The following is a 19,074-nucleotide window of genomic DNA, read 5'->3' as shown; positions in this document are numbered from 1 at the left end:
GGCCGCCGGGTGACGCATCTGCACCGGGCGGTTCGGGCCGTGCGTCAGGCCGCCGTCTCCGGGTGGATCTGCTCGCGGGCGGCGCGGTACTGCCGGCGCACCGCCGAACCGATCGCCAGGTCCTGTTCCCCCTCGGGCTCGACGGTCTCGGCGTCCGGCAGTTCCCACTCCGGCGGTTCCGGGGTGCCGGCCAGCGCCCAGGCGGCCTGCCGGGCGGCCCCGCGGGCGGCGTGGGCGCCCGGCGGCGGCACCACGACCGGGACGCCGAACAGCGGCGGGGCGATGTGCCGGACGGCGGGCAGCCGCCCGGCCGCGCCGAGCAGGAACACCCGCCGCACCGCGACGCCCTGGACGCGCAGCACGTCGAGGGCGTCCGCGATGTTGCACAGCATGCCCTCGACGGCGGCCCGGGCCAGGTGCTGCGGCGTCATCGACTCGGCCCGCAGACCGGTCAGGGTGCCGGCCGCGTGCGGCAGGGCCGGCGTCCGCTCGCCGTCGAGGTAGGGGAGGAGCACCAGCCCGTACGCGCCGGGGGAGGAGTGCAGGGCGAGGTCGCTCAGGCCGTCCAGGTCCTGGCCGAGCATCGCCGCGGTGGAGCGGAGCACCTGGGCGGCGTTGAGGGTGGCGACCATCGGCAGGTGGCGGCCGCCGGCGTCGGCGAAGGAGGAGACCAGCCCGGTGGCGTCCACCACGGCCCGCTCGTGCACCGCGAAGATCGTTCCGGCGCTGCCGAGCGAGACCACCGCGTCTCCGGGGCGCAGTCCGAGGCCGAGCGCGGCGGCCATGTTGTCGCCGGTGCCGGCCGAGATCAGCAGGCCCTCGGGGGTGTGCCCGGCGGGTTCGGCGGGGCCGAGCACCTCGGGCAGCCTCAGGTGGTGGCCGAGTGCCAGCTCGACCAGGTCCTGCCGGTACTCGCCGGTGATCGGGGACCAGTAGCCGGTGCCGGAGGCGTCGCCCCGGTCGGTGGTGCGGCGCTTGGGGTGGCCGAGCAGCTGCCAGATCAGCCAGTCGTGCGGCAGCAGCACCTCGGCCACCCGGCGGGCGTTGGCCGGTTCGAACTCGGCCAGCCAGCGCAGCTTGGCGATGGTGTAGGTCGGGGCGGGGACGGCGCCGATCGCGGCGGTCCAGGCGGCCGGGCCGCCGAGCTCGTCCAGCAGTTTGGCGGCGGCGCCGCCGGAGCGTGGGTCGTTCCAGAGGATCGCCGGCCGGACCAGCACCCCGCCCGCGTCCAGGCCGATCATGCCGTGCTGCTGCGCGCTGACGCCGATGGCGCGGACGCCCTCCAGCAGGCCGCCGGCCGCGGCGTCGCCGAGCGAGTGCAGCCAGATCTGCGGGTCGGCCTCGCCGGGGCGGGTGTCCGGGTCCTCGGGGACGGGGTGCGGCGCCTTTCCGGAGCGCAGGACGGCGCCGGTGTCGGTGTCGCACGCGACGATCCGGGTGCGGTTGGTCGAGCTGTCTATCCCCGCGACGATGGCCATGTCGAGATCATGCCTCAGCCCGGCCCGGGACGCGTCCGGGCCGGGTGAGGTGTTGCCCGTTCGGAACGCTGCCCAGGGCCCCGGTACACCCTGGCGTCACCGCTCCGTCACGGACGGAAGGTACCCCAGCCGTCGTCCTCGGCGCGGGAGCGGTTGAAGTACGGCACCCGCTCGGTGACGGCGTTCGGCAACCGGCCCCCGACCTTGTCCGCGACGGCGTCGGCGGCCTTCCCGGCGACCGCGCCGGCCTGGTGCCTGGCCCGGTCCGCCGCACCCTGCACCGTGGGGTTCTGGGCGATCTGCCGGGTGACCTTCGCGATCTGGTCGTAGCGCCGGCGCCCGGCCCGGGAGCCCAGGACGTACCCGGCCGCGAACCCCGCGGCCATCGACAGCTTCCACATGATCGGATCCACCCTCTCCTGGCGGCCTTCTGCCGCAATGCCCTACCCGTCCGTCGGGTCGGCGAACCGTCCGTGCCCCCAGCATCCCCGGGCGCCGTGCCGGGCGCTCGCCGGGCACGCCGGGCGGGCGCCCCGGCGGCGGCCCGGCGAAAGCGATTGGCGGACCACCCCCCCGAGTGCGCTAATGTATGTCCCGCAGCGAGCGCCGAGGAGCCCGGGAGACCGGGGGCCGAGGCGGAAGCCGATCCCCCATAGCTCAATTGGCAGAGCAGCCGACTGTTAATCGGCAGGTTATTGGTTCGAGTCCAATTGGGGGAGCTCGGGAGAGGACTTGCAAGAGTCCTCCTCCCTTCCGTGGTACGGAAGTTGGGTACCGCGATCCCGCATAGCTCAATTGGCAGAGCAGCCGGCTGTTAACCGGCAGGTTTTTGGTTCGAGTCCAAATGCGGGAGCTGCATCGGGTCCGCCCGGTGACTGCTCAGAGCGAAGGCCCCTCGGATGACCGGGGGGCCTTCGTGTTGCCGTGCCCGCTGTCGCGTCCGTCACGTCTCCCGGACGGGCGGCTCAGGTGGTCGCCTGCTGGTAGAGCGTGGCGACCCGCTGGTCGAAGGTGACGCTGTAGGACGTGCCGGGGGTCTCCCCGCCCTCCTGGTAGCCGCCGATCACGCCGACGACCGCGCCGTTGTCGGTCACCCACGGGCTGCCGCTGGTGCCGTCGGTGTAGCCGCCGCAGTCGAAGCGCTCCTGGGTCGGGCTCTGCGAGCGGGTCCTGGCCGCGCAGGTGATCGGCTCGTCGCGCTCGTTCGGGTAGCCGGTCACCGAGACGGCCAGCCCGAAGCCCTGGCCGGTGGCGACCGGGTTGCCGCCGACGCTGTCCTCGACCTGCTTGCCGTCGACCGGGCCGACGGTGACGAAGGCCACGTCGTACTCGGGGTCGTCGTCGGACGCCCAGCGCGGGTCGACGGTGATCTGCCGCACCGGCCAACTGCCGTACGGGGAGAAGCCGTTGCGGTAGCCGGGGGTGAACACCAGGCCGTCCAGCAGGCCGATCCGGCTGCTCTGTACGCAGTGCGCGGCGGTGACCAGCAGGTTGCGTCCGGGGCTGTGGACGACGCTCGCGGTGCAGGCCCGGGGGCCCTGGGCCGTCCGGACCGAGAGGGTGCCGATCCGGTCGCGGGCGGCGCTCTGCTGTGCGACCTCGGCGGTGGGCGCCTGGTCCTGGCCGCCGCACGCGGTGCCGGCGGTGAGCAGCAGGGCCGTCAGCGCGACCGTCCGTGCCGCGCGCGCGGGCCGTACCGGGCGGGGGGCCATCGTGGCTCCGTCTCGTTCCTCGGGGCGGGCACCGGGCTCGTGCGTTCCGCCGTTCGTGAGGAAGATCTACCAGGCCGCGCCCGGCGGCGCCACTGTCGTCAGGACTCGCCTGTCCCCGTCACCCGGTGGCCCGGTCGTAGAGCGCCTGCACGCGGTCGCCGAAGTAGCTGCTGTACGAGGTGTCCGGGCTGTTGCCGCCCTCCTGGTAGCCACCGATCACGCCGACCACGGTGCCGGTGCGGGTGCTCGGGTCGAAGTCGGTCACCCACGGGCTGCCGCTGGTGCCGCCGGTGTAGTCGGGGCAGTCGATCCGCAGCTGGGTGGAGCTCTGCTCGGTGGTGGTGTTGGAGCAGGTGATCGGGACGTCGCTGCTGCCGGGGTAGCCGGTGACCCGCACGGGCACCTGGTAGCCCCGGCCGACGCCCAGCTTGTTGGCGCCGAGCACCTGTTGCACCTGCTGTCCGTTCTGGGCCTGGACGATCGCGAAGGCGACGTCCACGTCCGGGTCGGCGTGGTCCTTCCAGCCGTCGTCGACGGTGACGGCCAGCAGCGGCCAGACGCCGCTGGGGGTGTCGCCGTTGCGGTAGCCGGGGATGAAGACGAGGTCGCTGCGCTGGCCGAGTCGGGGGTCCCAGACGCAGTGCGCGGCGGTGACGATCAGGTTGAGCCCGGCGCTGTCGACGACGCTGGCGGTGCAGAAGTGGTCGCCGTCCGCGTTGCGGGTGAAGACGGCGCCGACCAGACCGTTGAGCACGGTGGGTCGGGCGGTGCGGGTGATCCCGGTGTGCTTGGCGACGGCCCCCTTCAGCCGCTGCCGGTTCCAGCCGTGGCTGTTGCCGGGCCCCGAGGGCGTGGCCGGAGCCGAGGTGACCGTCGGTGCGCCCCCGCCGGGCCTGGCCGAGGTGGTGCAGCCCGCCACGGCCAGCAGTACCGCGAGGGCCCCGGCCACCGCTCCCGTCCCACGCATCGTCATCCGTCCAGGCTGCCCGCCCGGGTGCTCGGGCGCCACCCGGACTGCGTAAAGCGGAGAGGCGCACACCTGTGCGCACCCGTGCGCGCCCCCGGCGCGCATCACGGGTGATCGACCGGCTATGCTGCCCGGGACGGCCTTTCGGGGCCGTCTGCTGCTGCCGTGGCCGACGACCGGCGCGCGCGGCGAACCGGGGCGGTAGCTCAGCCGGTTAGAGCAGGGGACTCATAATCCCTTGGTCGTGGGTTCGAGTCCCACCCGCCCCACTCCCGGTCACCACCGTGCAGGCTGCTGGCCTGCGGAGATGTGCGGGGCGCCTGCGAGAACTGTATGCGGGCGACAGCCCCTCGGCGGCGATTACACGCCGAGGTTCACCCGCATGGGGAACGCCGCGGCAACGTCACGCTGACGTTCGGTCGGATCGAGCGGTGTGGCTGGGCCCGGCTCAGCGGACCAGGGGCGGTCACTGGTCCGTGTGCCGAGAGGGCTGGGGCATCAAGCCCGTGCGGAGCCGATCGGAATGACGAGCCCCAGGTTCCAGCGGAAGTAGCCGATCACATCGTCGCCCTTGACGATTTCGAAGGAGAGCCGGACGAAGGGGTTGCCGGTCTTCGCGAGCCGCATGGCCGAGACCTGGTCCTTCACGATTTCCGTGTCGAATTCCGCTTCCTGGTGCGAGCCGTCCTTCAGACGGGGCAGGAGTGCGAGGCCGAGGAGGCGGTCGAATTCTGATGTCGCCCCGGATTCGTCGACGCAGCGGTAGATCAGAACGCTGTAATCTTCGTCGAATGGCAGTGCGGTTGCGCGCCACCGCACGAAGTCGCCCGGTGCGGCGTCCAGGGAGAGTTCACCGAACTCGCTGAAGGCGTCCCCGCTGAGGTTGACCGGGTGGACGTGGTCCGAATCGACCTCGGCCGGGTCGTCTCTGTCATGGGATGGATTCGGATACTTCTCGACAATGGCAGCGACATCGAACGCGGCGAGGACGTCGATGATTTTCGGCCGGGTGGAGGCTTCGCTCGTGGTCGACACCTTGTGCTCCAGACTGGTCGGGTTCGTGCTGCTGCCTGGCCGACGGGTGCCGGCCAGGCAGCAGGGGGTGGACCGCTACTTGATGGTGAGCGCCGGATCCCAGGAGTAGTAGCCCAGGGCCTGGCCCTCCCGGTTGATGATCTCGAACGAGAAGTGGTAGTTCTCGCGGCCCTTCTTGAGGACGTCGGCGGTCCAGTAGTGGCCTGTCACCGTCTGGGACTTGAAGGCCGGATCGCCCGCCTGGCCCGTCAGGTACGGCAGGTTGGAGTCGGGCGTCAGGTGGTGGGGAGGGCTGATCAGGTTGTCGTCGGTGCCCACGTACTTGCAGAGCAGGACGCTGTAGTTGGCGTCGAACGAGAAACTCGTCTCACGCCAGCGAATCACGTCACCGACCTCGGCCTGGAGGTTCAGATTGGCTCCGGAGCTGCCGATGATGTTGGCCTGCTTGACCATCATGTAGATGTACTTGTCGTCGGCCGAGACCGTCTTCGGGTTTTCCGGCGTGGTGCCCTGCGGCGGGTAATCCGTGAGGATGTCATCCGCGTTGAACGCGATGAGGACGTTGATGATTTCCGGGCCTGACATCTGCACCATTCCTGGTTGTGAGTGTACGTAGTAGGCTGTTGTCGGCCTGCTGACGGATCGTTGTTCGAGCCGTCGAAAATTGACGCTACCGACCGGGCTCGTGGGGTCGTGGTGTCGACCTTGTTTCTTATGGTGGCCACGTTGTCTGGGTGCGATGTGATGAGTCTTGTCGTGCGCCTTGTCCCCGACGTGCCGTGGGAGGCGTTCGGGAGGGTTGTGCAGACGGTCGAGGTGGTCAGGCCGCAGGGTGGCGGCCGCCGCAGGGCGGGCTCCTTGTGTGCGACCCCTGGCGGGCCGGGCGAAAAAAGTGATATCACTTTGACAGCTAGAGCGGACACACTCGCTGGAGGAGCTGGTCTCATGGCCACACCGCGTTCTGCCGTCGACGTCGAAGACGGACCCGTCCTCGACCTTCCGGTCCCCAAGATCACCGAGCGGGCCATCGCCGGTGCCGCGGGGCTGCCGGTGCTCGGAGGGGCGCTGCTCGGCCTGCTCGCGGGGATCGCGGCGAACATCGTCGGCGGCCTCCAACTGGCCGGTGGGTCCCAAGGGTTGGGGATCTCCCTGCTGGTCGCCGGGCCCGTGCTCGTGCTGGGCTCGCTGCTGTTGATGTGCGGGCTGACCGTGGTCTCGCCCGGCGAGGCCCGGGTGGTCCAGTTGCTCGGCCGCTACCGCGGCACCATCCGCGCCGAGGGCCTGGCCTGGCTGAACCCGTTCACCAGCCGCCGCCGGATCTCCACCCGGATCCGCAACCACGAGACCGAGACCAACAAGGTCAACGACGCGGACGGCAACCCGATCGAGATGGCCGCCGTGGTGGTCTGGCAGGTCGAGGACACCGCCAAGGCCGTGTTCGAGGTGGACGACTACACCGACTTCGTCGCCATCCAGACCGAGACCGCCGTCCGGCACATCGCCAGCAGCTACCCGTACGACGCCCACCGCGAGGGCCAGTTGTCGCTGCGCGACGGTGCGGAGGAGATCAGCCGGATGCTCTCCGCCGAGATCTCCGCCCGGGTCGTCTCGGCCGGCGTGCGGGTCGTCGAGTCCAGGATCACCAGGCTCGCCTACGCGCCCGAGGTCGCCCAGGTGATGCTCCAGCGCCAGCAGGCCGGCGCGGTGGTCGCGGCTCGCCGACTGATCGTCGAGGGCGCCGTCGGTATGGTCGAGGAGGCGCTGGACCGGCTCGCCGAGCGCGACGTCGTCGAACTGGACGAGGAGCGCAAGGCGGCCATGGTGAGCAACCTCCTGGTGGTGCTCTGCGGCGACCGCGGCACCCAGCCCGTCGTGAACACGGGCTCCCTCTACCAGTAAGGCGCGGGCGTTGGCGACGGAGCGGAAGAAGATCCTGCTGCGGCTGGACCCGGCGGTCCACGACGCGCTGGCCCGGTGGGCCGCGGACGAACTGCGCAGCGCCAACGCGCAGATCGAGTTCCTGCTCCGCCGCGCCCTCAGCGACGCGGGCCGGATGCCCGGCGGCGCGGCCCGGCTTCCCCGGCGCGGCCGACCGCCCAAGGAGAGCCCGGAGACCGGCGATTCAGACGCCGGATGACCGGGCCCACCCCACCGTCCATCTGCTTGGAGTCCACCATGGACCTGCCCACCGCCCTGCCGGAGAAGCTGTACCTGCTCGCCTACAACCCCGAGCGCGAGCGGCTCACCGCCACCGACAGGCTCGACCTGGTGCTGCGGGCCGCCGCGCTCGCCGAACTCCTGCGGCGCGGGCTGATCCGCGACGACGGCCGACACCCGGTCGCCGTCGACGGCGCGCAGGCCGACGGCCTCGACCCGCTCTCCACCGCGATGCTGGAGCTGATCCGGCAGGGGCGGCGGCGCAGCTGGCAGAGCTGGGTCGGCCGCCGCCAGGGCCCGGTGTCCCGTGCCTCCCGGGTGGTCCGGGACGGGCTGGCCGCGGCCGGCCGGATCCGGATCGAGCAGCGCCGCGTACTCGGGCTGTTCCCCTGCGCCCGGGTCATCCTGCGGGAGCCCCGGCTGCGCAAGTCGCTGGCAGCGTCGGTCGGTTCGGCGCTGAAGTCGCCGCTCAGCCGGGTCGACCCGGCGGACGCCGCACTGGTCGCGCTGGTCGACGCCGCCCGGCTGGGATCCGCTCTGACCTGGCGCCAGAGCCGCGAGTTCCGCGCCCGGATCGACAAGTTGGCGCCCGCCGCCGGCCCCGTCCCGCGCGCCCTGCGCCGGGCCATCAACACCAGCCGCGCCGACGGCACGGCCGCCTGACCCACCCGCACCCCGAGCCCGTACCCGAGCCCGGTCGCCGACACGGCGGCCGGGCTTTCCACGTGCCAGGCCGCCGCCCCCATCCACCGATCGGTTGATCCCCCCTCCACCGCGTCCACCAGCGGCTCTGACCGTCCGGTCGATCCGCGGCGGTGGCCCCGCGCGGGAAGCTCGTTGCAGGCCGGGAAACGCGGCCGGGAACCAGCGGGGACGAACGGGAGGGAGCGGCGCGATGGCCGTGATCGAGGTGTCGGGGCTGAGCAAGGCCTACGGGCGGCGCCAGGTGCTGGAGGGCGTCTCCTTCGGCGTGGAGCGCGGCGAGGTGTTCGGCCTGCTGGGGCCGAACGGTGCGGGCAAGACCACCGCCGTGGAGTGCTGCGAGGGCCTGCGCCGGGCCGACACGGGGACCGTCCGCGTCCTCGGCCTGGACCCGGTGAAGGACGCCCACCGGCTGCGGCCCCGGATCGGCATCCAGCTCCAGCAGGCCCAGCTGCAGGGCGCGCTGCGGGTCGGCGAGGCGCTGGAGCTGTACGCCGCGCTCTACCCGAACCCCCGGGACTGGCGGGAGCTGCTGGACGAGTGGGGGCTCGCCGACCAGCGCCGGACGCCCTTCGACAAGCTCTCCGGCGGCCAGCGCCAGCGGCTGTTCATCGCCCTCGCCCTGATCGGCAACCCCAAGGTGGCCTTCCTGGACGAGCTGACCACCGCGCTCGACCCGCAGGGCCGCCGCGACACCTGGGAGCTGATCCGGCGGATCCGCGACGACGGCGTGACGGTGGTGCTGGTCTCGCACTTCATGGACGAGGTCGAGGCGCTCTGCGACCGGGCCGCCGTGCTCGACGGCGGCCGGATCGTCGCCACCGGTACCCCCGCGGAGCTGATCGCCCGCTCCGGCACCGGCGGCACGCTCGGCTTCCGCCCCACCGCGCCGCTGGACACCGCCCGGCTGGCGGCCCTGCCGGGGGTCACCGGGGTGGAGGAGCGGGACGGCCGGGTCGAGGTCTCCGGGGTCGGGGACTTCGCCGACGAGGTCACCGGCCTGCTCGCCCGCGAGGGGATCGTCGTCACCGGGCTGCGGATCCGCGAGCACAGCCTGGACGACGCCTACCTCGCCCTGACCCGCCACGACTCCTGACCCGCCGTCACCACGCCCGCCGTCACCACGCCCGAGGGGACCACCACCGTGAACCACACCGCCCAGCACGCGGCCCACCACACCGCCCACGCCGTCCGCCGCCTGGCCGTCGCCGAGGCCCGCCTGTTCCTCCGCGAGCCGCTGACCGCCTTCTTCGGCCTCGCCTTCCCCGTCGTGCTGTTCCTCGTCCTCGGCTCCGTCCCGGCCCTGCGCAAGACCTCGCCCGGCATGCACGGCATGAGCACCATCCAGCTGTACGCGCCGATCCTGGCCGTCTTCACCCTGCTGCTGCTCGGCCTCAACGGCCTGCCCTCGCTGCTCGCCGCCTACCGCGAACGCGGCGTGCTGCGCCGGATGTCCGCCAGCCCGGTCCGCCCGGCGCTGCTGTTCGGCGCGCTGCTCCCGCTGTACCTGGCCGTCGCCGTCGTCTCGGTGCTGCTGGTGGTGGTGGCCGGGCCGCTGCTCGGGGTGGCGCTGCCGCGCCAGCCGCTGGGGTTCCTGCTGGCCTTCCTGCTGGCCGCCGCCGCGCTGCTGTCGATCGGCCTGCTGCTCGCCGCGGTCGTCCCGTCCGCCAAGGCCGGCAACGCGGTCGGCGCGCTGGCCTTCTTCCCGATGATGTTCTTCTCCGGGATCTGGCTGCCGCGCGAGTTCATGCCGGCCCTGCTCAACCGGATCGGCGACTTCACTCCCAGCGGGGCCGCCGTGCAGACCCTGCAGGACGCCTGGGCCGGGCACTTCCCGCACGCCGTGGGCCTGCTCACACTCGCGGCGTACGCGGTGCTCGCGGGGGCCGCGGCTGCCAGGCTGTTCCGGTGGGAATGATCAAGCGGCCACCGGCCGACGAGGACGCGCTCGGCGACTGGCTGGACCGGCTGGACCAGCTGATCGGGCCGCTCTGCTACGTCGCCCTGCTGATCGCCACCGCCCTGGCCCTGCTGGTCCCCGTCCCGACCGCGCACTCCGCGGCCGCCCCCCTCCCGGTGGCGGCCGCCACGCTGCTGTGGCTGCTCCTGCGCTCGGTCCTGGACCGCAGGCCGGGCGCGGACGGCCGCGCCCGGTACCCCGGCGCCCACTTCGCCGTCCTGCTGGCGCTGACCACCGTGCTGGTGCTGGACAATCCGCTCTTCGGCTTCTTCGCCTTCGCCGGCTACCTGCACGCCGCCCAGTACCTGCGGGGCCGGGGCCGGATGGCGGGCGCGGCCGCGGCCACCGTCCCCACCTCGCTCTCCCAGGTCGGTGGGGTCCTGCCCGACAGCCTGGCGAAGTTGGGCGGACTGCTGACCGTCGTCGCCTTCAACCTGATGGTGGTCGGGTTGATGTTCGCGCTCCGCGAGGTCGCCGACCGGCTGAGCGCCCGCCGCAAGGCCGCCAACGCCGAACTCGCCGAGGCCAACCGGCTGCTCACCGAGATGCTCGCCGAGAACGCCGGCCTGCATGCCCAACTCCTCGTCCAGGCCCGGGAGGCCGGGGCCGCGGACGAGCGCCGCCGGCTCGCCCGGGAGATCCACGACACCGTCGCCCAGGGCCTGGCCGGGATCGTCACCCAGCTCCAGGCCGCCGAGCAGAGCCGCGCCCAGGACGCCGCGGCCGCCGACCGCCACCAGACGAACGCGGCGGCCCTCGCCCGGGAGAGCCTGACCCAGGCCCGCCGGGCCGTCCACGCGCTGCGCCCGATCGAGCTGGAGCGGGCCGCCCTGCCGGAGGCGCTGGCGGAGCTGGTCGAGCAGTGGCGCGAGCGCAACGGCGCCGCCGCCGGGCTGACCGTCACCGGCGAGGCCCGCCCGCTGCACCCCGAGGTCGAGGTGACCCTGCTGCGGATCGCCCAGGAGTCGCTGGCCAACGCCGCCAAGTACGCCCAGGCCTCCCGGGTCGGCGTCACCCTCTCGTACATGGCGGGCCTGGTCACCCTGGACGTCCGGGACGACGGCGTCGGCTTCGACCCGGCCGCCGAGCCCGCCTCCCGGGCCACCGGTGGCGGCTACGGTCTGGACGTGATGCGCCGCCGGGCACAGCGCCTGGCCGGGCGGCTCGACCTGGAGACCGAACCGGGCGCCGGCACGACGGTGTCCGCGACCCTGCCGGCGATCAGCGTGGAGGAGTAGAGCCGTGAGCGACGGAACGACGATCAGACTGCTGCTGGTGGACGACCATCCGGTGGTCCGGGACGGGCTGCGCGGGATGTTCACCGCCGCCCCCGGCTTCGAGGTGGTCGGCGAGGCCGGGGACGGCGCCGAGGCGCTGGTCCTGGTCGCCGCGCTGCGCCCGGACGTGGTGCTGATGGACCTGCGGATGCCGCGGATGGACGGCGTCACCGCGATCCGCGAGATGGCCGAACGCGGCCTGCCCGGGCGGGTCCTGGTGCTCACCACCTACGACACCGACGCCGACGTGCTACCCGCCGTCCGGGCCGGCGCCACCGGCTACCTGCTGAAGGACGCCGCCCGGGAGGAGTTGTTCCACGCCGTCCGGGAGGCCGCCCGCGGCGCCTCGGTGATCGCGCCGACCGTCGCCGCCAAGCTGCTCGGCCAGGTCCGCGCGCCCGCCCGGGAACCGCTCAGCCCGCGCGAGCTGGAGGTGCTGGAACTGGTCGCCTCCGGCGCCACCAACCGGGAGGCCGCCGCCCGGCTGTTCATCAGCGAGGCCACCGTGAAGACCCATCTGATCCACGTCTACGCCAAGCTCGACGTCAAGGACCGCGCCTCCGCCGTCGCCGCCGCCTACAACCTGGGCCTGCTCACCCCGACCGGCCGGTAGTAAGACCGACCGGCACATGGTGGGCGGCGTCGCGACGCCCAGGCTGTCGCCTGGACGGCTTCTCCTCAGTCGCCGCAGCTCCGCTGCTACTCCCTCGTCGGCACCGCCCAGACTCGGCCCGGACGCCGCTCCTTCATCCACCCACCATGTGCCGGTCGGTCTAAGCTGGCCGGATGCTCGAACCCGCCCTGCTGCCGACCCCGCTGGTGGACTGCACCGATGAGACCTTCGCGCGGGCCGGGGTGGAACTGCGGCTCAAGCGCGACGACCTGCTGCACCCGAGCGTCCCGGGCAACAAGTGGCGCAAGCTCGGGCCCAACCTGTCGGCCGCCGTCGCGCAGGGCCACACCCGGCTGCTGACCTTCGGCGGGGCGTACTCCACTCACCTGCGGGCGGTCGCGGCGGCGGCCGGGGCGCTCGGCCTGGAGAGCGTCGGGTTGGTCCGCGGCGAGGAACTGGCCGACCGGCCGCGCAACTGGTCGCTGCGGGCGGCCGAACGGGCCGGGATGCGGCTGGAGTTCCTGACCCGCACCGAGTACCGGGAGGCCACCGGCCGCGCCGAGGACGGTATCGACGCCGACGCCGACGCCGACGCCGACGCCGGTACGGCGGTCGGCCCGCACCGGCGGTGGGGCCCCTGCCTGGTGCTCCCGGAGGGCGGCTCCAACGCGCTGGCCGTGACCGGCGCGGCGGCGATCCCGGCCGAACTGTCCGACCTGGGCGGGCACGACGTGGTCTGCTGCCCGGTCGGCACCGGCGGCACCCTGGCGGGCATCGCGGCCGGCCTGCCGCCGGGCGCGCGGGCGCTCGGCGTGGCCGTGCTGCGCGGCGGCGAGGGCTACCTGGAGGGCGAGGTCACCCGGCTCCACCGGGCCGCCTACGGCCGGGAGTTCGGCAACTGGCGGATCGACCACGCGCACCACGGCGGCGGCTACGGCAAGGTCCCGGCCGAACTGGCCGTCTTCGCCGAGCGGTTCGAACGCCGCCACGGCATCCCACTGGAACGCCGCTACGTGGCCAAGCTGCTCGCCGCGCTGACCGACCTGGCCGCGGCCGGCGCCTTCCCCCGCGGCACCCGCCTCACCGCCGTCGTCACCGGCCTGCCCGACCCGGAGTAGGGCCGGGCAGACCGAGCGGAGCGGCCGCCCGGCCAGGAGACGCGGCGGCCCGGCGGGGCGCGCCGGCCGGGCTCACCCGAAGGTCAGGTCGGCGCACGGGTCGGTGTCGGCGCCGCGGGAGTTCTCGGCTATGCCGGTGGGCACCCCGCTGGGCACGCCGCTCGGGGTGCCGCTCGGGGCCGTGCCGGGGGCACCGCTCGGGCTGCCGCCCGGGTCGCCCGGCGCGGCGGGGGAGGGCGACACGCCCGGACCGCTCTCGACCGCGTCCAGCTTGGTGGCGGGGCTCGGCCGGAAGTCGCGGCCCAGCGTCACGGTGATCGCCTCGGAGCCCGGCTCCTCGACCGCGCGCGCCCCCGGGAAGAGCGCGGCCACCTGGTCGGCGGCGGCCTTCAGGGTCGGGTCGTAGCTGATCTCGGTCTGCAGCCGGCCGCCGATGGGCTTGCCGAGCGTGACGTTCTGGAAGCCCCGGGCCCGCAGCACCTCCGCGCCGGAGTTCGACAGGCCGGAGGTACCGACGCCGTTGACCACGAGCACCGGTGCGGCAGCCTGCTCGGGCGCGAGCGGCCCCGCGGTGCCGGCCGCGCCGCCGGGGCCGGGCACGGTGGGGGAGGGGGCCGGGGTGCCGGTGCCGGCGGTGCTCTGCCCGTCCAGCGTGCGGTCCTCGCGCAGCAGCCGCCACAGCGTGTTGGCGTCGGGCTGCACCAGCTGGACGCGCTCCCCGGCGAAGCGCCAGGGCGCGGTCACGAAGGTGATGTCGGACAGCTTGATGTCCTGCAGCGAGCGGGTGAAGTCGACCAGCTTCATCGCGGTGCCGAGCCCCTCGTCCACGGTGAGCGAGCGGGTGGCCGCGTCGGCCAGCGGGAGCAGGGTGGGCAGGGAGAAGCCCTGGCCCTGCACCTTCTTGATCATCGAGGAGACGAAGGCCTGCTGGCGCTTCATCCGCCCGATGTCGGAGTTGTCGCCGAAGCCGTACCGGGCTCTCAGGTAGTCCACGGCGGGCTGTCCGGAGAGCTTCTGCATGCCCTTCTTGAGGTGTATGCCGTGCGAGTCGACGTCGTTGGGGACGCAGACGTCCACGCCGTTGATGGCCTCGGTCATCGCGGCGGCGCCCTTGAAGTCGACCACGACGGTGTGGTCGATCCGCAGGCCGGTGAGCGTCTCGACGGTGTTCTGCGTGCAGGCCGGGTTGCCCTTGGGGAAGTCGCCGACGGTGAAGGCCGAATTGAACATCTGGCTGGTCCGGGGCGAGGTCCAGGTGCCGTTCGGCAGCTTGCAGGACGGGATGGTGACCAGGGTGTCCCGGGGTATGGAGACGCCGACGGCGTGCTTGTGGTCGGCGTAGACGTGCACCAGCATCGCGGTGTCGGAGTGGCCGACGCCCTCCTCGCCGCCGCCGATCGCGTTGTTGCCGTCGTCGCGGGTGTCCGAGCCGAGCACCAGGATGTTGACCGGCACCGAGGCGCCGGGGGTGGTCGGGACGGGCGCCGGCGGACGCTCGGTGGCGACGCCGCCCGCGTCGAAGGTGGTGATGTTGTTGTCCAGCCGGTGGTAGAACCAGGCCCCGGCGCCCACGACGGACAGCACCAGGACGGCGGCCAGGCCGATGGCGGTCCGCAGGTAGCGGCGTCTGCGCGTGCTGCTGCCCATCCTCCGTGTCCCCCCGTCTTTCCGTCTCTCGTGTTCGATGTTCGAACGTTAGACGTTTCGACGGACGGTTCGGTTACCTCCGGCAGCGGTGCGGATTTCGCTCCGGGGCTGTGATGCTGCTCACGCCCCGGGGGTTGCGGCTCCGGTGAGCATGCGGCGGAGCAGGTCGCGCAGGACCGTCCGCTCCTCGTGGCCGAGGGCGGCCAGCGGCTCGCGGGCGAAGTTGAGCGACTCGCGCAGCTCCGCGGAGGCGGCGGAGCCGGTCTCGGTGGCGGCGACCAGCTTCACCCGGCGGTCCTGCCGGTCGGCCTCCCGGGTCACGAAGCCGCGGGCTTCGAGCCGGTCGACGATCCCGGTGATGTTGGACGGCTCGCAGCTGAGCGTCTGGGCGATCTGGCGCATCGGCATCGGTCCGCGCCGCAGCAGCGCGAGCACCTTGGCCTGGGCGCCGGTGAGCGAGCGGGCGGCGGCGGCCTCTTCGTACTCGCGGTGGAACAGCGCGACCAGGTTGGCCATCAGGTCGACGACCTCAAGGGTGATCTCGTCGGACTGCGGCGTGGCGGCCAGGGTCGACTGGGTGTCCATGCGTCACAGTCTACCTGAAAAGTTGACAACATGAACCTTTCATGTCCATCGTTACTTCAGTAGCTCAACCTTTCATGTACCAGAACCACTAAGGAGCGTCCCCATGGCAGAGCAGGCCGCGCCCGCGACCGCCCGTGAATGGCACCTCGCCGCCCGTCCCCAGGGCTGGCCGGTGCCGACCGACTTCGCCCTGGTCGAGGCCCCGGTCCGGACCCCGGGCCCGGGCGAGATCTTGGTCCGCAACGCCTACCTCTCGGTGGACCCGTACATGCGGGGCCGGATGAACGACGTGCGCTCCTACGTCCCGCCGTTCAAGCTCGGCGAGGCCATGGACGGCGGTGCCGTCGGCTACGTGGTCGCCTCCGAGGCCGAGGGCTTCGCCCCGGGTGACGCGGTGCTGCACGGCCTCGGCTGGCGCGAGTACGCCACCCTGGACGCCCGCCGCGCGGTCAAGGTCGACCCCGCCGCCGCGCCGCTCTCCGCCTACCTCGGCGTGCTCGGCATGACCGGCCTCACCGCCTACGCCGGGCTGCTCGCCGTCGGCGGCCTCAAGGAGGGCGACAAGGTCTTCGTCTCCGGTGCGGCCGGCGCGGTCGGCGGCATGGTCGGCCAGATCGCCAAGCTCAAGGGCGCCTCCCTGGTGGTCGGTTCGGCCGGCTCGGCGGAGAAGGTCGCCAAGCTGGTGGACGCCTACGGCTACGACGCCGCCTTCAACTACAAGGACGGCCCGGTCGCCGAGCAGCTGGCGCAGGCCGCCCCGGACGGCATCGACCTCTACTTCGACAACGTCGGCGGCGACCACCTGGAGGCCGCGATCGGCGCGCTCACCGTGCACGGCCGCGCCGTGCTCTGCGGCGCGATCGCCCAGTACAACGAGACCACCGCCCCCGCCGCCCCGCGCAACCTGGCGCTCGCGATCGGCAAGCGGCTGCGCCTGGAGGGCATGCTGGTCGGCGACCACGCGGCGCTGCAGCCGCAGTTCGTCGCCGAGGTGAGCGGCTGGCTGAAGTCCGGCGAACTGCGTTCCGAGGAGACCATGGTGGACGGCTTCGAGCGCACCGCGGACTCCTTCCTCGACCTGCTGCGCGGCGTCAACACCGGCAAGATGGTGGTCCGCCTGGACGGCTGATCCTGCGTCAGCCGCTGACCCGCCCCGCCGCCCCACCGGGCGTGGGGCGGTTTGCGTACGGGCGCAGGGGGATCGGTCGCACTACCGCATTCCGGCCGGATCCGAAAGTGCGTCATCCATGGTGCGGGGCGGCGCGGTACGGTGGGTCCCGCCTGGCGATGGGGCCGTTCGGGGGAGAGATCCAGCCGAGGGGTAGACCTGGTTGAGGATTCGACTAGCATTGAGCGAAAGCCTGTCCGTTTTGCTCAATTTAGTAGCTTAATGTCGGCTAACGTGGGTAACTGCGGATCAACTGCAGGCACGAGGCAGCTGGGGAAGGCGACCCTCGTCCACAGCCTGGAGGTCCCGGTGACGACACGTGGAGTTCTCTACATCCACTCCGCGCCCCGCGCGCTGTGCCCGCACGTCGAGTGGGCCGTCGCGGGGGTGCTCGGTGTGCGGGTGAGCCTGGACTGGATCCGCCAGCCGGCCGCGCCCGGACACTGGCGCGCCGAGCTCTCCTGGCAGGGGGAGCCCGGTGCGGCCTCGAAGCTCGCCTCCGCGCTGCGCGGCTGGCAGCTGATGCGGTACGAGGTCACCAGCGAACCCTGCGCCACGGCGGAGGGGGAGCGGTACAGCAGCACGCCCTCGCTCGGCATCTTCCACGCCGTCACGGGCATCCACGGCGACATCCTGATCCCCGAGGACCGGCTGCGCGCCGTCCTGCTGCGGGCCCGCAGCGAGGGGGCCGACCTGGAGGCCGAGATCTCCCGGCTGCTGGGCAAGCCCTGGGACGACGAGCTGGAGCCGTTCCGGTACGCGGGCGAGGGGGCGCCGGTGCGCTGGCTGCACCAGGTGGTCTGAGCCGACCTCCCCAGAACGTGCGAGAGGGGCCGGCGCTCACGGCGAGCGCCGGCCCCTCTCGATGCGCCGGTCCGGCGCGGTGGCTCAGCGGGTGCGGAAGGCCAGCACCACGTTGTGGCCGCCGAAGCCGAACGAGTTGTTCAGCGCCGCGATCCGGCCCTCGGGCAGCCTGCGGGCCTCGCCGCGCACGATGTCCGCGTCCACGTCGTCGTCCAGCTCGTCGACGTTGATGGTCGGCGGGGCGATCCGGTTGTACAGGGCCAGCACGGTGGCGACGGTCTCGATGCCGCCGGCGCCGCCCAGCAGGTGGCCGGTCATCGACTTGGTCGCCGAGATGGCGATGTGGTCGAGGTCGTCGCCGAGTTCCTTGCGCAGCGCCTTCAGCTCGGCGGTGTCACCCTGCGGGGTCGAGGTGGCGTGCGCGTTGACGTGCACGATCTCGGCCTTGTCCAGGTCGTTGCGCTCGAACAGGTCGGCCAGCGCGCGGGCCACGCCGGCGCCGGTCGGCTCGGGCTGGGCGATGTGGTGGGCGTCCGAGGACAGGCCCTGGCCCACGGCCTCGCAGTAGATCCGGGCGCCGCGCGCCTCGGCGTGCTCGACCGACTCCAGCACGACCACGCCGGCGCCCTCGCCCAGCACGAAGCCGTCCCGGCCCTTGTCGTACGGGCGGGAGGCTCGCTCGGGGTCGTCGTTGCTCTTGGACATCGCCATCATGTTGGCGAACGCGGCGATCGGCAGCGGGTGGATCGCCGCCTCGGTGCCGCCGGCCACCACGACGTCGGCGCGGCCGGTGCGGATCATCTCGATCGCGTAGCCGATCGCCTCGGCGCCGGAGGCGCAGGCGGAGACGGGGGTGTGCACACCCGCGCGGGCGCCGACCTCCAGGCCGACGTTGGCCGCCGGGGAGTTGGGCATCAGCATCGGGACGGTGTGCGGGGAGACCTTGCGGGCGCCCTTCTCCTTCAGCACGTCGTACTGGTCGAGCAGGGTGGTCACGCCGCCGATGCCGGAGGCGATGACCGCGCCCAGGCGCTCGGGGGCGAGCTTGGAGGAGTCGTCGGTGGCCGGGGTCTCGTAGCCGGCGTCGGCCCACGCCTCCCGGGCGGCGATCAGCGCGAACTGGGCCGAGCGGTCCAGCTTGCGGGCCAGCGGGCGGGGGAGGATCTCGCCCGGCTCCACGGCGGTGCGGGCGGCGATCTTGACGGGCAGCTCGGCGGCCCACTCCTCGGTCAGGGCCGCCACTCCGGAGCGCCCGGCCACCAGGTTCTCCCAGGTGGTGGCGGCGTCGCCGCCCAGCGGCGTGAAGGCGCCGATACCCGTGACGACCACGGTACGGTTTTCAGCGGTCACTGGTTTCTTCTTCTCTCACGTTGTGCGGGGTCGGCGGCGAGCCGAGGAAGGGCCCGGCCGGGCGCCCGGTGGGGCGTCCCGGCCGGCGGGTCGGCCCGGCTCTCGGGGAGCCGGGTCGACGAGTCAGCCGTCCGAGGCGTGGGGAACGCCGGACGTGCTGGACGGATCGATCGGTCAGACGGTGGCGTTGGTGAGGATGTAGTCCACCGCGTCGCCGACGGTCTTCAGGTTCTTGACCTCGTCGTCCGGGATCTTGACGTCGAAGCGCTCCTCGGCGGCCACGACGACCTCGACCATGGACAGCGAGTCGACGTCCAGGTCGTCCGTGAAGGACTTGTCGAGCGCGACGTCCTCGACCGGGATGCCGGCGATCTCGTTGACGATCTCGGCGAGACCTTCCAGGACCTCGGCCTTGTCCTTAGCCATACTGGCTGCTCCTCTTCGGTGTTGAACGCGTCCGACCGGCGGCCGGACGCAGGTTTGCGGAATGAGTGGGGCGAA

At 72.8% G+C, this 19,074-nt stretch carries 20 protein-coding genes and 3 tRNA genes; 13 read left to right on the top strand and 10 right to left on the bottom strand.

The window, feature by feature from the left end; translation table 11 throughout:
- Positions 1-44 precede the first annotated feature (44 nt).
- Together ACIOJE_RS08560 and ACIOJE_RS08555 are read right to left on the bottom strand one after the other, a co-directional pair.
- On the bottom strand, positions 45-1,478 hold the full coding sequence (locus ACIOJE_RS08560) for an FGGY family carbohydrate kinase (protein WP_280676910.1): 1,434 nt from the start codon (positions 1,476-1,478) through the stop codon (positions 45-47).
- Positions 1,479-1,585: 107 nt separating this feature from the next.
- On the bottom strand, positions 1,586-1,891 hold the full coding sequence (locus ACIOJE_RS08555; protein ID WP_280676908.1) for a hypothetical protein: 306 nt from the start codon (positions 1,889-1,891) through the stop codon (positions 1,586-1,588).
- 233 nt (positions 1,892-2,124) lie between these two features.
- Between ACIOJE_RS08555 and ACIOJE_RS08550 the strand changes: the two genes are divergently transcribed.
- Positions 2,125-2,197, top strand: a tRNA-Asn gene (locus ACIOJE_RS08550).
- A 61-nt stretch (positions 2,198-2,258) separates the two neighbouring features.
- Positions 2,259-2,331 (top strand) — tRNA-Asn (locus ACIOJE_RS08545).
- 112 nt (positions 2,332-2,443) lie between these two features.
- Here the strand turns inward: ACIOJE_RS08545 and ACIOJE_RS08540 are convergent.
- Both ACIOJE_RS08540 and ACIOJE_RS08535 read right to left on the bottom strand, forming a co-directional pair.
- The gene (locus ACIOJE_RS08540) at positions 2,444-3,190 is read right to left on the bottom strand and encodes a serine protease (RefSeq protein WP_280676906.1); all 747 of its coding nucleotides are present in this window, start codon (positions 3,188-3,190) and stop codon (positions 2,444-2,446) included.
- 118 nt (positions 3,191-3,308) lie between these two features.
- The gene (locus tag ACIOJE_RS08535) at positions 3,309-4,163 is read right to left on the bottom strand and encodes a hypothetical protein (RefSeq protein WP_280676904.1); all 855 of its coding nucleotides are present in this window, start codon (positions 4,161-4,163) and stop codon (positions 3,309-3,311) included.
- A gap of 189 nt (positions 4,164-4,352) precedes the next feature.
- On the opposite strand from ACIOJE_RS08535, the gene ACIOJE_RS08530 reads away from it, so the two are divergent.
- A tRNA-Ile gene (locus tag ACIOJE_RS08530) sits at positions 4,353-4,426 on the top strand.
- A gap of 229 nt (positions 4,427-4,655) precedes the next feature.
- On the opposite strand, the gene ACIOJE_RS08525 is transcribed toward ACIOJE_RS08530, so the two are convergent.
- Together ACIOJE_RS08525 and ACIOJE_RS08520 are read right to left on the bottom strand one after the other, a co-directional pair.
- Complete coding sequence (locus tag ACIOJE_RS08525) at positions 4,656-5,192, bottom strand: AidA/PixA family protein (RefSeq protein WP_400774394.1); 537 nt, start codon at positions 5,190-5,192, stop codon at positions 4,656-4,658.
- Positions 5,193-5,267: 75 nt separating this feature from the next.
- Positions 5,268-5,777 (bottom strand): AidA/PixA family protein, encoded by a 510-nt coding sequence (locus ACIOJE_RS08520; protein ID WP_400774392.1) that lies wholly within the window; start codon positions 5,775-5,777, stop codon positions 5,268-5,270.
- 360 nt (positions 5,778-6,137) lie between these two features.
- On the opposite strand from ACIOJE_RS08520, the gene ACIOJE_RS08515 reads away from it, so the two are divergent.
- The 8 genes from ACIOJE_RS08515 (at position 6,138) to ACIOJE_RS08480 (ending at position 13,019) form a co-directional block, all read left to right on the top strand.
- Positions 6,138-7,091 (top strand): SPFH domain-containing protein, encoded by a 954-nt coding sequence (locus ACIOJE_RS08515; protein ID WP_280676900.1) that lies wholly within the window; start codon positions 6,138-6,140, stop codon positions 7,089-7,091.
- A 10-nt stretch (positions 7,092-7,101) separates the two neighbouring features.
- Positions 7,102-7,329, top strand: coding sequence for a hypothetical protein (locus tag ACIOJE_RS08510; protein WP_400661941.1), 228 nt, complete (start codon positions 7,102-7,104; stop codon positions 7,327-7,329).
- Positions 7,330-7,367: 38 nt separating this feature from the next.
- Positions 7,368-8,012, top strand: a complete 645-nt coding sequence (locus ACIOJE_RS08505; RefSeq protein WP_280676897.1) for a GPP34 family phosphoprotein — start codon at positions 7,368-7,370, stop codon at positions 8,010-8,012.
- 232 nt (positions 8,013-8,244) lie between these two features.
- On the top strand, positions 8,245-9,147 hold the full coding sequence (locus tag ACIOJE_RS08500) for an ABC transporter ATP-binding protein (RefSeq protein WP_400774388.1): 903 nt from the start codon (positions 8,245-8,247) through the stop codon (positions 9,145-9,147).
- 48 nt (positions 9,148-9,195) lie between these two features.
- The gene (locus tag ACIOJE_RS08495; RefSeq protein ID WP_280676893.1) at positions 9,196-9,969 is read left to right on the top strand and encodes an ABC transporter permease; all 774 of its coding nucleotides are present in this window, start codon (positions 9,196-9,198) and stop codon (positions 9,967-9,969) included.
- On the top strand, positions 9,966-11,249 hold the full coding sequence (locus ACIOJE_RS08490) for a sensor histidine kinase (protein ID WP_400774637.1): 1,284 nt from the start codon (positions 9,966-9,968) through the stop codon (positions 11,247-11,249). The genes ACIOJE_RS08495 and ACIOJE_RS08490 overlap by 4 nt, the downstream gene beginning before the upstream one ends.
- Positions 11,250-11,253: 4 nt before the next feature.
- On the top strand, positions 11,254-11,901 hold the full coding sequence (locus ACIOJE_RS08485; RefSeq protein WP_400774384.1) for a response regulator: 648 nt from the start codon (positions 11,254-11,256) through the stop codon (positions 11,899-11,901).
- A 173-nt stretch (positions 11,902-12,074) separates the two neighbouring features.
- Positions 12,075-13,019, top strand: coding sequence for a 1-aminocyclopropane-1-carboxylate deaminase/D-cysteine desulfhydrase (locus tag ACIOJE_RS08480; protein WP_400774381.1), 945 nt, complete (start codon positions 12,075-12,077; stop codon positions 13,017-13,019).
- Between the two features lie 72 nt (positions 13,020-13,091).
- Here the strand turns inward: ACIOJE_RS08480 and ACIOJE_RS08475 are convergent, their stop codons facing one another.
- Together ACIOJE_RS08475 and ACIOJE_RS08470 are read right to left on the bottom strand one after the other, a co-directional pair.
- Positions 13,092-14,666, bottom strand: coding sequence for an LCP family protein (locus ACIOJE_RS08475; RefSeq protein WP_400774378.1), 1,575 nt, complete (start codon positions 14,664-14,666; stop codon positions 13,092-13,094).
- Between the two features lie 120 nt (positions 14,667-14,786).
- Positions 14,787-15,251, bottom strand: a complete 465-nt coding sequence (locus ACIOJE_RS08470; protein ID WP_280676885.1) for a MarR family winged helix-turn-helix transcriptional regulator — start codon at positions 15,249-15,251, stop codon at positions 14,787-14,789.
- A 103-nt stretch (positions 15,252-15,354) separates the two neighbouring features.
- Here ACIOJE_RS08470 and ACIOJE_RS08465 point away from each other — a divergent pair, with 103 nt between their 5' ends.
- The gene (locus tag ACIOJE_RS08465; protein ID WP_400774375.1) at positions 15,355-16,380 is read left to right on the top strand and encodes an NADP-dependent oxidoreductase; all 1,026 of its coding nucleotides are present in this window, start codon (positions 15,355-15,357) and stop codon (positions 16,378-16,380) included.
- Between the two features lie 348 nt (positions 16,381-16,728).
- Positions 16,729-17,223 (top strand): DUF3145 domain-containing protein, encoded by a 495-nt coding sequence (locus ACIOJE_RS08460; RefSeq protein WP_400774372.1) that lies wholly within the window; start codon positions 16,729-16,731, stop codon positions 17,221-17,223.
- An 84-nt stretch (positions 17,224-17,307) separates the two neighbouring features.
- Here the strand turns inward: ACIOJE_RS08460 and fabF are convergent, their stop codons facing one another.
- Positions 17,308-18,573 carry a beta-ketoacyl-ACP synthase II gene (gene fabF / locus ACIOJE_RS08455; protein ID WP_280676765.1) on the bottom strand — a complete coding sequence of 422 codons (1,266 nt, stop codon included), beginning with the start codon at positions 18,571-18,573 and terminating at the stop codon, positions 17,308-17,310.
- A 174-nt stretch (positions 18,574-18,747) separates the two neighbouring features.
- Positions 18,748-18,999 carry an acyl carrier protein gene (locus ACIOJE_RS08450; RefSeq protein ID WP_280676763.1) on the bottom strand — a complete coding sequence of 84 codons (252 nt, stop codon included), beginning with the start codon at positions 18,997-18,999 and terminating at the stop codon, positions 18,748-18,750.
- Positions 19,000-19,074: the final 75 nt, after the last annotated feature.

This window comes from Kitasatospora sp. NPDC087861 (assembly GCF_044742585.1).
Classification (GTDB): Bacteria; Actinomycetota; Actinomycetes; order Streptomycetales; family Streptomycetaceae; genus Kitasatospora.
This window is presented reverse-complemented; position numbering and strand designations above follow the sequence as displayed.